11 protein-coding genes are annotated in these 14,744 nt (G+C 72.2%); 5 read left to right on the top strand and 6 right to left on the bottom strand.

The features are described from left to right. Positions 1 to 120 precede the first annotated feature (120 nt). The 5 genes from ACULK4_RS07725 to ACULK4_RS07705 all read left to right on the top strand — a co-directional run bounded on the left by ACULK4_RS07725 (position 121) and on the right by ACULK4_RS07705 (position 9,624). On the top strand, positions 121 to 1,998 hold the full coding sequence (locus ACULK4_RS07725; protein WP_501043365.1) for an Hsp70 family protein: 1,878 nt from the start codon (positions 121 to 123) through the stop codon (positions 1,996 to 1,998). Further along, a complete protein-coding gene (locus ACULK4_RS07720; RefSeq protein WP_445965545.1) occupies positions 1,995 to 4,571 on the top strand; it encodes a LuxR C-terminal-related transcriptional regulator in 2,577 nt (858 codons plus the stop codon). Before ACULK4_RS07725 ends, ACULK4_RS07720 begins: the two co-directional genes overlap by 4 nt. Before the next feature lie 216 nt (positions 4,572 to 4,787). After that, positions 4,788 to 5,954: an IniB N-terminal domain-containing protein gene (locus tag ACULK4_RS07715; RefSeq protein ID WP_445965544.1), complete on the top strand. Its 1,167-nt coding sequence runs from the start codon at positions 4,788 to 4,790 to the stop codon at positions 5,952 to 5,954. A gap of 98 nt (positions 5,955 to 6,052) precedes the next feature. Then, positions 6,053 to 7,963 (top strand): dynamin family protein, encoded by a 1,911-nt coding sequence (locus ACULK4_RS07710; protein WP_445965543.1) that lies wholly within the window; start codon positions 6,053 to 6,055, stop codon positions 7,961 to 7,963. Further along, on the top strand, positions 7,960 to 9,624 hold the full coding sequence (locus ACULK4_RS07705; RefSeq protein ID WP_445965542.1) for a dynamin family protein: 1,665 nt from the start codon (positions 7,960 to 7,962) through the stop codon (positions 9,622 to 9,624). The genes ACULK4_RS07710 and ACULK4_RS07705 overlap by 4 nt, the downstream gene beginning before the upstream one ends. Before the next feature lie 522 nt (positions 9,625 to 10,146). Here the strand turns inward: ACULK4_RS07705 and ACULK4_RS07700 are convergent. From ACULK4_RS07700 to ACULK4_RS07675, 6 genes are all read right to left on the bottom strand, one after another. Beyond that, positions 10,147 to 10,953: an SseB family protein gene (locus ACULK4_RS07700; protein ID WP_445965541.1), complete on the bottom strand. Its 807-nt coding sequence runs from the start codon at positions 10,951 to 10,953 to the stop codon at positions 10,147 to 10,149. Next, positions 10,937 to 11,683: a bifunctional 1-(5-phosphoribosyl)-5-((5-phosphoribosylamino)methylideneamino)imidazole-4-carboxamide isomerase/phosphoribosylanthranilate isomerase PriA gene (gene priA, locus ACULK4_RS07695; protein ID WP_445965540.1), complete on the bottom strand. Its 747-nt coding sequence runs from the start codon at positions 11,681 to 11,683 to the stop codon at positions 10,937 to 10,939. Before priA ends, ACULK4_RS07700 begins: the two co-directional genes overlap by 17 nt. Before the next feature lie 103 nt (positions 11,684 to 11,786). Then, complete coding sequence (gene hisH, locus ACULK4_RS07690) at positions 11,787 to 12,425, bottom strand: imidazole glycerol phosphate synthase subunit HisH (protein ID WP_445965539.1); 639 nt, start codon at positions 12,423 to 12,425, stop codon at positions 11,787 to 11,789. Continuing rightward, on the bottom strand, positions 12,422 to 13,036 hold the full coding sequence (gene hisB, locus ACULK4_RS07685) for an imidazoleglycerol-phosphate dehydratase HisB (RefSeq protein ID WP_445965538.1): 615 nt from the start codon (positions 13,034 to 13,036) through the stop codon (positions 12,422 to 12,424). The genes hisH and hisB overlap by 4 nt, the downstream gene beginning before the upstream one ends. 44 nt (positions 13,037 to 13,080) lie before the next feature. Next, positions 13,081 to 14,175 carry a histidinol-phosphate transaminase gene (locus ACULK4_RS07680; protein ID WP_445965537.1) on the bottom strand — a complete coding sequence of 365 codons (1,095 nt, stop codon included), beginning with the start codon at positions 14,173 to 14,175 and terminating at the stop codon, positions 13,081 to 13,083. A gap of 72 nt (positions 14,176 to 14,247) precedes the next feature. Then, on the bottom strand, positions 14,248 to 14,625 hold the full coding sequence (locus ACULK4_RS07675) for a LysM peptidoglycan-binding domain-containing protein (protein WP_445965536.1): 378 nt from the start codon (positions 14,623 to 14,625) through the stop codon (positions 14,248 to 14,250). Positions 14,626 to 14,744: the final 119 nt, after the last annotated feature.

The raw sequence follows: 14,744 nt of genomic DNA, 5'->3' as shown, positions 1-14,744 counted from the left end.
GTACCCCGAATCGGGGCACCTGCCCCGGTTGCCGCCATAGCGCGAGCGCGGGATACTCGACGGGTCGCGGCACGGACTCGAACGGCGCACGCCGGTGTCGCGCAGGGGGGTAAGAGTCCTTTGAACTCATACGCGCTCGGAATCGACATCGGAACCACCTACACCGCGGCCGCAGTGGGCCGGCGGGAGGCCGACGGCGCCCTACGGCTGAGGCCGATCGACCTCGGCACGCGGAAATCCGCCGTGCCGACCGTCGTCTACCTCGGGGAGGACGGCGCCGTCGTCGTCGGCGAGGCCGCGGAGCGGCGCGCGATCGAATCGCCCGACCGCGTGGTCCGCGAGTTCAAGCGTCGCATCGGCGATGAGACGCCGCTGATCGTCGGCGACATCGCGGTGGCGCCCGAGGACCTGTTCGCGCTCCTCGCCCAGTGGGTCGTCGAGCGCGCCGAGGCCCAGGAGGGGGGATCGCCCGCTTCCGTCGCGCTGTCCTACCCCGCCGCATGGGGCGCGCACCGCATCGAGTCGGTCCGGACCGCGCTCGCGGGGGTCGGTCTCGGCGAGGTCGACCTCGTGAGCGAGCCCGAGGCCGCCGGGCTGAAGTACCTCTCTGAGCACGAACTCGAGGACGAGCGCGTCCTGGGCGTCTACGACCTCGGCGGAGGCACGTTCGACGTCGCCCTGCTGCGGCGCGAGGGCGACGACGGCCTGAGCCTGGTGGGTGCGCCCCGCGGGATCGACCGCCTCGGCGGCTCGGACTTCGACCAGCTCGTCTTCGAGCACGTCCGGGGAGCCGCCGGGGAGGCTTTCGCCGAGCTCGACGACGGAACGCCGGATGCGATCGTCGCCCTCGCCGGGGTGCGCCGTGAATGCACCGAGGCCAAGGAGGCGCTCTCGTTCGACGGCGAGACGGCCGTGCCCGTCATCCTCCCGTCCGGCCAGGCCCGCGTCCGGTTGGTACGGGCCGAGTTCGAGCAGATGATCGAACCCGACCTCCGGCGGACGGTCGACACGCTGCGCGACGCGATCGCCGCGGCGGAACTCGACGCCGATGCACTGTCTGCGATCCTGCTCATCGGCGGCTCGTCCCGCATCCCGGCCGTGACCCAGCTCATCTCCGCCGAGCTCGGGCTCCCCGTGGCCATCGACGTCGACCCGAAGGCATCCATCAGCCAGGGCGCCGCGATCGCGGCGGGCCGGCGACTCGAGGCGCCGCCTGCGCCGGAGCCCGCAGTCGAGGGCATGGCCGCCGAGGGCGACCACGACGAGGTGGCGGCGGACGGGGCGCGCCGCACGGCCGTGCCCGCGTGGCTGCTCGCGGCGGACTCGCCGCACCTCTCGATGGGGGTGCGCACCACGCTGCTCGCCGGTGCCGCGGCCGCGCTCCTCGCCGTGATCGTGCCGATCACGCCGCTCGGCGCGGGCGGTCAGCAGGACGGCTCGACCGGCGGTGCCGCGGAACTGGAGGGATCGAGCGCGACCGCCGCGGGCAGGTACGTCACCGGCGAAGCCACGGACTCGGGCGCCCCGCCGCGTGCGCCGCTCGCCGACGATCCCCTCACCCGTGCCGACGAATCCGAGGTGGAGGAGCCTGCGGGCCCGCTCAAGCCGGGCAAGTCCACGCCGACGACCACCAAGTCGACCTCGGGTTCGGCGGGAGCCGGATCGTCCGACGGCAGCGGGGACACCTCCGCGTCCGGTTCCACGACCGGCGACGGAGCGGCCGCCGATCCGACGACGGACCCGACGCCCGCGCCGGCACCCAGCACCGACCCGACCCCGGACCCCGCACCGGATCCGACCCCCGAGCCCAGCCCCGAGCCGGTGCCCGAGCCCAGCCCCGAGCCGGAACCGAGCCCCGAGCCCGTCCCGGAGCCCAGCCCCGAGCCGGTGCCCGAGCCGGAACCGAGCCCCGAGCCCGTCCCGGAGCCCAGCCCCGAGCCCACGGTCGCCCCTGACCCGACCACCGACCCGTCGCCGGAGCCCACGACCGCGCCATGACCGCATCCACGCATGCCACCGATTCCCACCGCCCGCCCGCCGTCGCCGGCTGGTCCGACGGCGAGGCGCTCGTCCGGCTGATCCTTCGCGGCTCCGACCGGGTGGTCGCCGGCGTGAGCGGTCCGGGCGGATCGGGCAAGTCGACGCTGCTCGAGCGGATGGCGGCGGAGCTCGATGCGGGCGGCGCGCGCGTCGTGCACGGCATCGAGCCCGACACCGAATTGGCGGTCGACGCCGGCGCGACGCCGGTCGTGATCCTCGTGGACGACGCGGAGCAGCTGGCCACCGGCGAGCTGTCCGTCCTCGACCGGGTGGTCGGCGACGACCTCGCTCATCTCGTGGTGGCCTTCCGCCCCTCGCCGTCCGCGCCCGTCGCACACGTGCTCGACCACGCCGGGCGGCGCCACTCGATGGTCATGCTCCACCCGCTCTCAGCCGCCGAGGTCATGGTGCGGTCCTCGGAGGTGTTCGGGGCCGCGGTCCAGCCGAGTGTCATCGACCGGATCCTCGACCTGACGGCCGGGAACCCTCGCCTCGTCGACCTGGCCCTCGTCGCGGTCCGGGACGACGGCTGGGGCCTCGAGGTCGACGCCCACGTTCCCGGCCAGGTGCTCGCGCACGTCGCCGAGGAGCTCGACGGGCTCGACCGGCCCACGCGCGAGTTCGTGCTCGCCCTCGCCGTCGGCTTCTCGGCATCGGGGCCCGCCTTCGCCACCGCACCGCGCTTCGCGCAGGCCGACACGCTCGCGCTCATGCAGGCGGCGCGGGCATCGGGCCTCGCGGGGGCCGATGGCCGGCTGACGCCACTCGTGCGCGCGGCGGTCCTCCGGGTGGCGTTGCCGGACGAGGCCTGGTCGCTCCGTCGCGAGCTCGTCGACGCGATCGAGGCCTCGGGCATGCCCCTCGACGATGCCGCGCTCTCGCTCGCCGAGCAGGGCTTCCGCGACGGTCGCGTCGCATCCGCGCTCGAGCGCGCCGGGGACGAGCTCCTCAGGACCGATCCGGCGGAGGCCGGCAGACGGTACGCGGCCGCCGTGGCGGCCGGAGCGGACCCGACCGCACTGGAGGCACGTCGGGCGTCCGCGGCCTGGGCTGCCGGCGACATCCGGGACGCGGAACGCCTCATCGACCGCCTGCTCGCCCGAGCCGGGTCTCCGGACGTCTGCCGCGCGGTCGAGGTCGCCGCCGCGGTCTGGGCGCGCCAGGGCCTGCTGCGGCAGAGCGCTGAGGCGTATGAGCGCCTCGCCGGCGACGAGTGCGCCTTCGGGCCGCTCGCCGTGGTCGGCCTGGCTGCGACCGGGGCGCTCGAGCGGGCGACCACGCTTCAGGCGACCGGCGACCGGGTCGCGTACCCGACGTCGTCCCATATGGCGATCGACCTCATGGCCGACGGCCTGCTGCGCCTCCTCGACGACGACCCGGACCGGGCGCTCGCATCGCTCCTCAGTGCGTCGAGCGTGCTGTCCGAGGCCGATGCGGCGACCGCACTGCCCGAGGTCCCCGCGGTGCTCGCGGCGCAGGTGGCCCTCGCCCTCGGCGAACTCAGCATCGCCGACGACGTGCTCTCGTCCGCGATCGAGGCGGGTCAGGGCGGCCCGGCCTTCTCTGCCCGGCTACAGCTCATGCGCGGCATGGTCTCGCTCCGCGCCGATCGCCCGCTGCACGCGCGCGAGCATCTCGCCGCCGCGATGGCGGATGCCGCGGCCCACCCGCTCGGCCTGCGCGACGAGCTCCTCGCGAGCGCGCTCCGCGTCGGCCTCGCCCGGCACCAGGGCGAGATCCCCGACCTGGTCCGGGCGTGGGAGGCGGCCCGCCACTCGATCGCCGGCATGCGCCCCGACCTGACGACGCTTCCGGCCCTGGCCGAACTCGTCGTCGCAGCCGCGCGCCTCGGGGAGATGCACCTCGTCGATGCGCACCTCACCGAGGTCTGGCGGATCCTCGACGACGTCGGCCACCCCGGGCCGCTCACCACGGCACTGCACTGGACGGAGATCGAGTCGGGGCTGCTCCGGAATGACGCCGCCGCGGTCGAACGCCACGCCGAGTCGCTCGATGCGCGCGTCGGCGATCGCACCGCGCAGCGCCTCGCGCGAGCCGCTCGCACCTGGGCGGCGGCACTCGCCGGCGAGGTCGACGTCGAGGCCGTCGAGCATTCGGCGCGCGAGCTCCGGGCTGCGGGCTACCCGTGGGATGCCGCGAGGCTCGCCGGGCACGCCGCCGCTCGCGCGGCGGAGCACCAGGACTCCCTGCGGTTGCTCGCACTGGCGCGGAGCCTCCACCCCGACGAGTCGAGACCCGCCGGGCTCGCGCGCGCGGACCGGAGCGCTTCGAGTGGCACGACGTCGTCGGCGCCGGGGCGCGACGATGCTCGGTTGAGCGCTCGCGAGCGCGAGGTGGCGCGCCTTGTACTCGAGGGCAAGACCTACGCGGAGATCGGGGAGGCGATCTTCATCTCGCCGCGCACCGCGGAGCACCACATCGCCCGCATCCGTCGCCGCCTCGGCGCCACCAACCGCTCCGACCTGATCGCGAAGCTGCGGACGGCGCTCGAGGCCGACGAGACGAGCTGAGCGAGCCGTTCGCCGGTCCCCGACCCCGACCTCCCGTTCGGGGGCCCTGCCGAATCCCCTAACGGGCCGCCGCGGATTCCCCCATCCCCCCTACCGTCACCGGAAAGCACGGGGCTCGCCCCCGATGTCCCGGGATCGGCAGAAGAGGAAGGTGTCTCTCGGGGGACCGGCGCAGGTGTCGGTCATCGCCATCTCAACGTATGGAGGAGATCGATCATGTCGAACATCACGACGGCGCTGCTGGACTTCCTGATGGGCCTGTTGCGGGACCCGGAGGCGGCTGCGGAGTTCCGGGGCGACCCGGACGGCGCCCTGACCAACGCGGGCCTGAACGGCATCTGCGCGGCTGACGTCGACGCGGTCCTGCCGGTCGCGCTCGACTTCTCGCCGGTCGGCAACCGCGAGTACGACACCGGCGGCAACAGCATCGACAGCAGCGCTTCGGGCGGAGCCTGGGGCGGCGGCGGTGGCGGCGGCGGCGGCTGGGGCGGCGGCGGCGGCGGCGGCTGGGGCGGCGGCGGCGGCCGTCACGACGGCGGCGGCAAGGGCGACTGGGGCGGCCACCACGGCGGCGGCAAGGGCGACTACGACGTCGCCGTCCAGAAGATCATGAGCGTGGTCAACAACTACTCGTACATCGACGACCGCGACGTGGTCAACGACCAGTCGACGAACACGAACATCTGGGCCGAGGACAGCATCGTCGGCGTCAACAACGAGGTGGAGAACACGTCGACGAACGTGGGTGACGGCAGCATCGTCGCCACCACGGGCGGCACGGTCATCGCCGGCAACACCGAGTACGACCTCGAGGTCGACATCGAGGACTCCTTCAACGAGGAGAACGAGCTCGAGATCGAGGACTCGTTCAACGACAACTCGGACAACTCGACGACGAACGTCGCCGTCGACTCGTTCAACACGGACAACTCGACGGACAACTCCACCGAAGTCGACATCGAGGACTCCTTCAACGAGGAGACCGAGATCGAGGTCGACATCGAGGACTCCTTCAACGAGGACTCCTACAACGACGAGACCGAGATCGAGGTCGACATCGAGGACTCCTTCAACGAGGACAACTCGGTCGACAACTCGACGAACACCGACATCGAGGTCGACATCGAGGACTCGTTCCAGGTCAACGACTCGTTCCAGGACAACTCGGACAACTCGACCGAGGTCGAGGTGGAGGAGTCGTTCAACGGCAACAACCTCGAGTCCGGCCCCGGCGACCTCACCGAGGTCGAGGTCGAGGTCGAGGTCGAGGAATCCTTCAACGAGGAGACCGAGATCGAGGACTCGTTCCAGGTGAACGACAACGCGGTCGAGACCGGCCCCGGCGACCAGGTCGCCGACAACGAGGTCGACCTCGCGCTGTAGTCCCACACGGCGGTTCGGCCCGGCGCACTCCAGGTGCGCCGGGCCGAATCCGCTGTCCGTCTGGTTGAATCGAAGAACGTCGAACGGGGAGTGCAACGGTGCAGCAACTCATCGAACTCGTGGACCGCGGCATCGCCCTCGCGGGCAATGGCGACCGACCCGACCTGCGGCGCCGGCTCGAGCAGACCCGCGACCGGCTCCACGACCCCAACATCCGCGTCATCGTGGTCGGCGAGTTCAAGCAGGGCAAGAGCCAGCTGATCAACGCACTCGTGAACGCCCCCGTCTGCCCCGTCGACGACGACATCGCCACCGCCGTGCCGACCACGGTCCGCTACGGCGAGCGCGCGTCCGCCTCGGTGCTCTCGACGAGCGCGATCGGCGGGACCCTCGAGGCCGACGGTCGTTCGCAGCGCACCGAGATCCCGATCGCCGACCTGGCCCGGTACGTCTCCGAGCGCGGCGGCCGTGGCACCGAGACGGATGTCGCCTCCGCCGAGGTCGCACTCCCCCGCAAGCTCCTGAAGGGCGGGCTCACCCTCATCGACTCCCCCGGCGTCGGCGGGCTCAACTCGGCGCATGCGATCACGACCCTCGCGACGCTGCCGTCCGCGCACGCCATGCTGTTCGTCTCCGACGCGTCGCAGGAGTTCACCGAGCCCGAGATCCAGTTCCTTCGCCACGCGATGCGCATCTCGCCCAACGTGGCATGCGTCCTCACGAAGATCGACCTCTACCCGCAGTGGCGTCAGGTCGAGGAGCTCGATCGGGGCCACCTGCAGTCGATCGATCCGTCGATCCCGATCTTCCCCATCTCGTCGAACCTGCGCCTGACCGCGCTGCGGGAATCCGACCACGAGCTGAACGCCGAGTCCGGGTTCACCGAGCTGGTCTCCTACCTCCGACGCGACGTGGTCGGCAAGGCGGAACTCCTGCAGCGCCGGTCGGCGGCTGCCGACCTCATGTCGACGACCGAGCACCTGCGCCTCTCCATCGATTCCGAGCTCAGCGCGTTGCTCGACCCCGAGAAGACGCCCGAGATGGTCGCGAAGCTCGAGACGACGAAGGCCCGCGCCGATGAGCTCCGGCGCAACTCCGCCCGCTGGCAGATCACCCTCAACGACGGGGCCACCGACCTGATCGCCGACATGGAGCACGACCTCCGCGACCGGCTGCGCACGATCCAGCGCGAGGCGGAGGAGGCGATCGACGAGGGCGACCCCGGTCCGATCTGGGACGAGCTCGTCGACTGGTTCGAGCAGCGCGTGTCGTCGGCGGTCACCGACACGTTCGTCTGGACCCAGGAGCGCGCGCAGTGGCTCTCGGCGAAGGTCGCCCGGCACTTCAACGAAGAGGAGGTCACCCTCCCGCAGATCCACGTCGACGACACCCACGAGGTGCTCGACGCCGTCGACGACATGACCGAGCTCGACCCGGGCCGGCTCGGGCCCATGCAGAAGTTCTACATCGGGCTCCGCGGGTCCTATGGCGGCGTGCTCATGGTCGGCATCATCACGAGCATCGTCGGGATGTCGCTCATCAATCCGCTCTCGCTCGCCGCCGGTGCCGTCATCGGCCGCAAGGCCTACAAGGAGGACGTCGAGAATCGCCTCCAGCGCCGCCGTGCCGAGGCGAAGAACCTCATCCGACGCCAGGTCGACGAGATCATCTTCCAGGTCGGGAAGCAGTTGCGCGACCGCCTGCGCCTCGTCCAGCGCATCACGCGCGACCACTTCACGGCCATCGCGGACGAGCACCACCGGTCGCTGGCCGACTCGGTGCTGGCGGCCCAGAAGGCGGCGAACATGTATGCGAGCGATCGCGACAAGCGCGTGCAGCAGCTGCGACGCGACCTCCAGCAGGTCGACGCGCTCTCGAGCAGGGCGAAGTCGATCGACGGTGCGACGGTCGCGGCGAACCGCGCGCGACACTCCACCTCGTCCGCGGCATCCGACCCGACCGGGGCGCCGGTCGACTCCGCCCCGGCGGCCGGGAGCGGCCAGGCGTGAACGGGCGCCTCCTCGAGCAGGCCGACGAGCTCCTCGAACTCGCGGCCGACCACTTCCGGGGCGACGCCGCTGCCGTCGAGCGCATCCGGGAGCAGCAGGACCGCCTCCGGGAGCCGCTGCGGGTGGCCATCGCCGGCATGGTGAAGGCGGGCAAGTCGACCCTGCTCAACGCCGTGATCGGCGAGGAGATCGCCCCGACGGACGCCGGCGAGTGCACCAAGGTCATCGTGTGGTATCGCCACGGCACCGCTCCGAGCATCACCGTCCACCTCCGGAGCGGGGAGGCCCGTTCCGTCCCGGTCCGCCGCGTCGACGGCCGTCTCGTCATCGACCTCGAGCCGTCGACGCCGGAGGACGTCGACCGCGTCGTGGTCGAATGGCCGTCCAAGCGCCTCGAGGACGTGACCCTCATCGACACGCCGGGGATCGGCTCGCTCTCGACCGACATCTCCGCGCGATCGGCCGCCTTCCTCACCCCGGAGGCCAACCCGTCGGAAGCCGATGCGATCATCTACCTCACCCGGCACATGCACTCCGCCGACGTGGGCTTCCTCTCCGCGTTCCACGACACGGCGGTCGCACGGTCGCGCACGGTCAACGCGATCGCGGTGCTCTCGCGCGCGGACGAGATCGGGGCGGGCCGCATCGACGCGCTGCTCTCGGCGAGGTCGATCGCCGAACGCTACCGCAGCGACGGGTCGTTGCGGTCCCTCGCGCTCGACGTGGTGCCGATCGCTGGGCTCCTCGCGCAGTCCGCGCGAACCCTCCGCGAACGCGAGTACGACGCGCTCCGCAGGCTCGCTCGCCTCGGCCGCAGCGCCCGCGAACGGATGCTGGTGTCGGTCGACCGGTTCGTCCGCGAGGACGCGCCGATCGACGTGACGGCGGAGGAGCGCCGGAACCTGCTCGAGCGCTTCGGGATGTTCGGGATCCGGATGGCGGCCGTGTCGATCCGCGCTGGGCACCACGACTCGACGGGCCTGGCCGACGAGCTCTATCGCCGTTCCGGGATGGACGACCTGATCCACCTGGTGGGCGGCCAGTTCCGGTCGCGGGCCGACGCGTTGAAGGCGAGTTCGGCGCTCGCGGCGCTCCGGGCGCTGCTCGCGGAGCGTCGGCCGACGGCTGCGCCCCTCATCGAGCGCTCGATCGAGCGGCTCGAGTCGAATGCCCACGAGCTCAGGGAACTGGCGCTGCTCTCGGCCGCGCGAACGAGCGGCCTCGGCCTCTCCCCGGCGGACTCCGCGGAGGCGGAGCGGCTCATCGGCGCAGCGGGCACCGGACTCGCCGACCGCCTGGGCCTGCCCGACGACGCCGCTCCGGAGGACCTGCACCGCGCTGCCACGGCCGCCCTGCAGCGTTGGCGGGCGCTGGCCGGCAGTCCGCTCCTCGACCGCGCATCCGCGGAGGCGTGCGACGTCGTCACGCGCAGCTGCGAGGCGCTCGTGATCGCGGCAGGGCCGGTCTCAGTGGAGCGTCGCCGGCTGCACCTCGCCCCGAGTGCGGAACCATCGGTTGGCGCCGGGGAGGAGGCTGGAGACCCAGGCGGCGACCGCGAGGCCGAGCCCGCCGAGGAGCAGCACCTCGACGAGGAGGCCGAACTCCGTGACGGTGAGGAAGGCGCTCCCGACGAGCGCCGCACCGGCGTGCACCAGGAGTAGCGGGAGCTGGACCCAGCGGGCCCCGCCGCGGCGGTTCAGCACCATCGCGAGCAGAATGGCCTCGACGGTCACGACGACGCCGAGGCTGGCGATGCAGGTCCAGTAGATGATGTCGACGAGTGACGAGATCGAGGCCTCGTCGTAGCCCGGCGAGAGCCGCAGCAGCGTCTCCTCGAGTTTCGCCGCGATCGACTCGTGCGACAGGAACGCGATCAGCATGGCCACGGCGACGGCGGTGAAGCTGAGCAGCCACAGCACCCGAGCGGTCCTGATCGAGCGCGGCGGCGGGACGATCTTGAGCACGGGCGGGCGCCGGTCGTCCGAGAGGGTGGGCCGTTCGGGAGGCGGGGCGAGGTCGTCGCCGTCGCCGTCGTCCCGGTCGGATCCCGTCGCGCTCGCGCGGGCCGACGGCGACTCCGCGGGATGCTGCGCGGGTGCGGCATCCGTCTCGACGTCGTCGAGCACATCGTCGTGGTGCGGCGGACGCTGGTTCCCCCCGGAGGCGTCGGTCATGCGGTCAGCCTACGGCAGGCGCCCCGGCGAGGGCGGTTCCGCCACGTCGGCGACCAGGCGGACCGTGAGCGAGTCGACGCCCGTCGCGATCGCGTCGTCCTCCGACCACCGCCGGGCGAGCCGCGTCGTGACGGCGTCGAGCTCGGTCCGGGTGAGTCCGGCGACCAGGCGCAGTCGCACGACGAGCTCCGGGCCGCGCAGCCTGGCATCCGGATCGCCGGCCTCGAGTTCGACGCCCACGACGGCGAGCTCGCCCGCGATCGAGCGCTCGAACGCGCCGCGCACCGCGTCGGACTCGAACGGCGGTCGCCAGTGCTGCTGCTGCGCGACCGACCACACGGCGGGCCTGCGCAGCACGAACTCGGTCGGGCTCGCCGGGTCGAGCACCACGAGCTCGGTGCCGTCGTCGGCCGCCGCGAGTGCGACGCGCACCCCGTCAGCCGGCACGGGACGCGCGACCGGGTTCCAGCGCGACATGGCCTCGACCGAGCCGAACACGGGCAGGACGCGGCGACCGTCGGGTCCTTCGACCGTGACGATCGAGAGCTCCTGGCTCTTGTCGACGGCGTGGCCGTGCGCGCCGACCTCGGTCCCGCCGTCGCCGAGTTCGGCGAGGAGCGGGATCAGCAGCCGCGACGCGCCGAACGCGGCGACCACGTCGGCCTGCCCCCCGTCGCCCGCGCGGAAGCGTGCGAGTGCGGCGGCGAGTTCGGGCGCCATCCGTCCGTCGTCGCCCGCATGCGGGTTCGACTGGAACGAACGGCCTGCCCAGGGCCGACCGGCCGAGTCCGCAGCCGGGTCAGTGGGATGCGACATCCAGCGCCTCGGGCAGCGTGAACGCGCCCGCATAGAGGGCCTTGCCGATGATCGCGCCCTCGAGCCCCTGGGGTACGAGCTGGCGGAGGGCGGCGATGTCGTCGAGGCTCGAGACGCCGCCCGACGCGATGACGGGTCGCCGCGTGCGCTCCATGATCTGGCGCAGGAGCTCGAGGTTCGGGCCCTGCAGGGTGCCGTCCTTCGTCACGTCCGTGACGACGTACCGTGCGGCGCCGGCGGCCTCGAGGCGATCCATGACCTGCCAGAGGTCGCCGCCGTCCTTGGTCCAGCCGCGCGCGGCGAGCGTGTGGCCGCGCACGTCGAGCCCGATGGCGATGGCCTCGCCGTACTGCGCGATGACGGACGCCGCCCACTCGGGGTTCTCGAGCGCGGCCGTGCCGAGGTTGATGCGCTTGGCGCCGATCTCGAGCGCGTGCTCGAGCGACTTGTCGTCGCGGATGCCGCCGGAGAGCTCGACGTTCACGCCGCGCACCTGCCGGATCACCTTCTTCAGCACGCCCGCGTTCGACCCGCGGCCGAAGGCGGCGTCGAGGTCGACGAGGTGGATCCACTCGGCGCCTTGGTCGGCCCAGTCCGCCGCGGCGTCCACGGGGTCGCCGTAGCTGGTCTCGGTGCCCGCCTCGCCCTGCGTCAGGCGCACCGCCTTGCCGCCCGCCACGTCGACTGCCGGAAGCAGTACCAGGCGGGGGCTCTTGCTGAACTCACTCATCACTGTCCTCGAATCGGATGCCGCGAGATTCGCGACTTCGGCACAGTCACAGCATCCTAGTCCGCTGCGGGCCGGTCATGGCGAACCGGTTCGTCCGCCCGCCTCAGGCGAGCGAGCCGATCCAGTTGGCGAGCAGTCGGATGCCGGCATCCGACGACTTCTCGGGATGGAACTGCGTCGCCGACAGCGGGCCGTTCTCGACGGCGGCGAGGAATCGCCCGCCGTGCCGGGCCCAGGTCAGCTTCGGCTGCGGGAACGGCGGGATGACGTCGAGATGCCATTCCTGTGCCGCGTAGGAGTGCACGAAGTAGAACCGCTCGTGCTCGATTCCGGCGAAGAGCACCGAGCCCTCATCGGGTTCGACGGTGTTCCAGCCCATGTGCGGCAGGACGTCCGACGGGAGCTCGCGTACGGTTCCGGGCCATTCGCCGAGCCCCTCGGTGTCGACGCCCCGCTCGACGCCGTGCTCGAACATGACCTGCATGCCCACGCAGATGCCGAGCACCGGCCGGCCGCCCGCGAGCCGCCGGTCGATGAGCTCGTCGCCGCGGACGGCCCGGAGCCCGTCCATGACGGCGGCGAAGGCGCCGACGCCGGGGACGACGAGCCCGTCCGCCTCCATGACGGTGCGGCGGTCGGCAGTGAGCTCGACGTCGGCTCCGGCACGCTCGAGCGCCTTGGCCGCCGAGTGCACGTTGCCCGAGCCGTAGTCGAGCACCGCCACGCGAGGCGTGGGGGTCACAGCGCGCCCTTCGTCGACGGGATGCCGGTCACGAGCGGATCGTACGCCTTCGCCTGGCGGAACGCGCGCGCGAACGCCTTGAACTCGGCCTCGGCGATGTGGTGCGGGTCGCGGCCGCCCAGCACGGTGACGTGGACCGTCAGCCCGGCGTTGAAGGTGATCGCCTCGAAGACGTGCCGCACCATCGAGCCGGTGAAGTGGCCGCCGATGAGGTGGAACTCGAACCCCGCGGGCTCACCGGCGTGCACGAGGTAGGGCCGGCCCGAGATGTCGACCACGGCCTGCGCGAGCGCCTCGTCGAGCGGCACGAGCGCGTCGCCGTACCGCGAGATGCCCCGCTTGTCGCCCAGCGCCTGCCGGATCGCCGTGCCGAGCACGATGCCGACGTCCTCCACGGTGTGGTGCACGTCGATCTCGATGTCGCCCTTCGCGCGCACGGTGAGGTCGGTCAGCGAGTGCTTCGCGAACGCCGTGAGGAGGTGGTCGTAGAACGGCACGCTCGTCTCGATGTCGCTCGTGCCGGTGCCGTCGAGGTCGATGGAGAGATCGATGCTCGACTCGCTGGTCTCGCGCTGCACGCGCGCGGTGCGAGTGGGGCGGTCGGTGGTCATGCGGTCATCCTATTCAGCGGGTCCGTGGGTTGCCGGGTGGTGGGTCAGGTCGTGGCGGAGCCGGGCGGCGTCAACGCCGCCATCGCCTCGAGGAAGGCGGTGGTCTCGGCCTCGGTGCCGGCGGTGACGCGAAGGCACCCGGGCAGGCCGATCTCGCGGATGAGGATGCCGCGCTCGAGCAGCGCCTCGAACACGGCGTGCGGATCGGCGACGCCGCCGAAGAGCACGAAGTTCGCGGCGCTGCGATAGGGACGATAGCCGAGCGCGCCGAGCTCGCGGCCGATGCGCTCGCGTTGCCCGCGGATCTCGTCGACCATCGCCAGCATCTCGCCGGAGTGCGCGAGCGCGCCGAGCGCCGCCGCCTGCGTGAGCGCCGAGAGGTGGTACGGCAGCCGGACGAGCCGGAGCGCGTCGACCACGGCGGGGTCTGCGGCGAGGTAGCCGACGCGCGCACCGGCGAACGCGAATGCCTTGCTCATCGTGCGCGAGACCAGCAGGCGCGGCCGGCCCTCGAGCAGGGTGAGCGCGCTCGGCGCGCCAGGCTCGGCGAACTCCTGGTACGCCTCGTCGACCACGACGACGCCGCGCGCGGCGTCGGCGACCGCGGCGATCGTCTCGATGGACAGCGGCGTGCCGGTCGGGTTGTTCGGCGAGCAGAGCATCACGATCTCCGGGTCGTGCCGTTCGATCGCGGCGACCGCCGTCTCGGGCGAGAGCTCGTAGTCGGCGTCGCGGTCGGCGGTGATCCAGCCGGTGCCGGTGCCCGAGGCGAGCAGCCCGTACATGGAGTACGTCGGCGCGAAGCCGAGCGCGGTGCGCCCTGGACCGCCGAATGCCTGGAGGATGTGCTGCAGCACCTCGTTGGAGCCGTTGGCGGCCCACAGCTGCTCGGGCCGGAGTCCGTGCCCCAGGTATCGTGCGAGCGCCAGCCGCAGGTCGCTGAACTCACGGTCCGGGTAGCGATTGAGGCCGATGATCGCGCCTGCGACGCGCGCGACGATGTCGTGCGCCACGTCCTCCGGGACGGGATGCGTGTTCTCGTTGACGTTGAGGGCGACGGGCACGGTCTTCTGCGGTGCACCGTACGGGGATTTGCCGCGCAGGTCGTCGCGGATGGGCAGGTCGTCGAGACTCGTCACCGATCAATGCTATCCGCGCGCGGCTGCAGCTCCCTCGGTGTGCGGCGGTCGATGACGTGCTCGCCGCGGCCGTCAGTCGACGACGGGGAGCGCGAGGCGCTGACCGGGCTGCACGACCGCGTCGGCGAGGCCGTTCAGGCGCATGATCTCGAGGATCACGTCGCGCGGGTCTTCGGATGGCGCGATCTGTTCGGCGATCACCCAGAGGGAGTCGCCCGTTCCGACGACGACGGTCTCGAACGTCGCGGGCGTAGCGCCGCCGTCGATGCCGGCGACGGCGCCGCCGGACGAGAGCGACCCGACCAGGACTCCGACGACGAGCGGCAGGGCGGCGAGGGCGGTCAGCACGATCCGGCCGCGGCGCGTCAGTCGCAGCCGCGAGCGCACGACGGGCCGGGCGAACTCGGGCATCGGCCGACCACCGGTCGACCCCATCAGCACTGCACTCACTCCGCACCTCCTCGGGATGGCTTCGCACCCGACCCTCGGCCGGGAAGGCCGGATGCGAAGCTGTGTTCCGAATATATCTTCGAACAATCGAACCTGCAAGGAGCCCGCGGGTGGGTTTC

The organism is Agromyces selenitireducens, from assembly GCF_052748465.2.
This window is presented reverse-complemented; position numbering and strand designations above follow the sequence as displayed.

What these genes read in the sequence shown, in the direction of transcription:
- ACULK4_RS07715 (WP_445965544.1), top strand. Translation starts at nt 4,788, where the DNA reads ATGTCGAACATCACGACGGCGCTGCTGGACTTCCTGATGGGCCTGTTG.
- hisB (WP_445965538.1), bottom strand. Translation starts at nt 13,036, where the DNA reads ATGACCACCGACCGCCCCACTCGCACCGCGCGCGTGCAGCGCGAGACC.
- ACULK4_RS07720 (WP_445965545.1), top strand. Translation starts at nt 1,995, where the DNA reads ATGACCGCATCCACGCATGCCACCGATTCCCACCGCCCGCCCGCCGTC.
- ACULK4_RS07700 (WP_445965541.1), bottom strand. Translation starts at nt 10,953, where the DNA reads ATGTCGCATCCCACTGACCCGGCTGCGGACTCGGCCGGTCGGCCCTGG.
- priA (WP_445965540.1), bottom strand. Translation starts at nt 11,683, where the DNA reads ATGAGTGAGTTCAGCAAGAGCCCCCGCCTGGTACTGCTTCCGGCAGTC.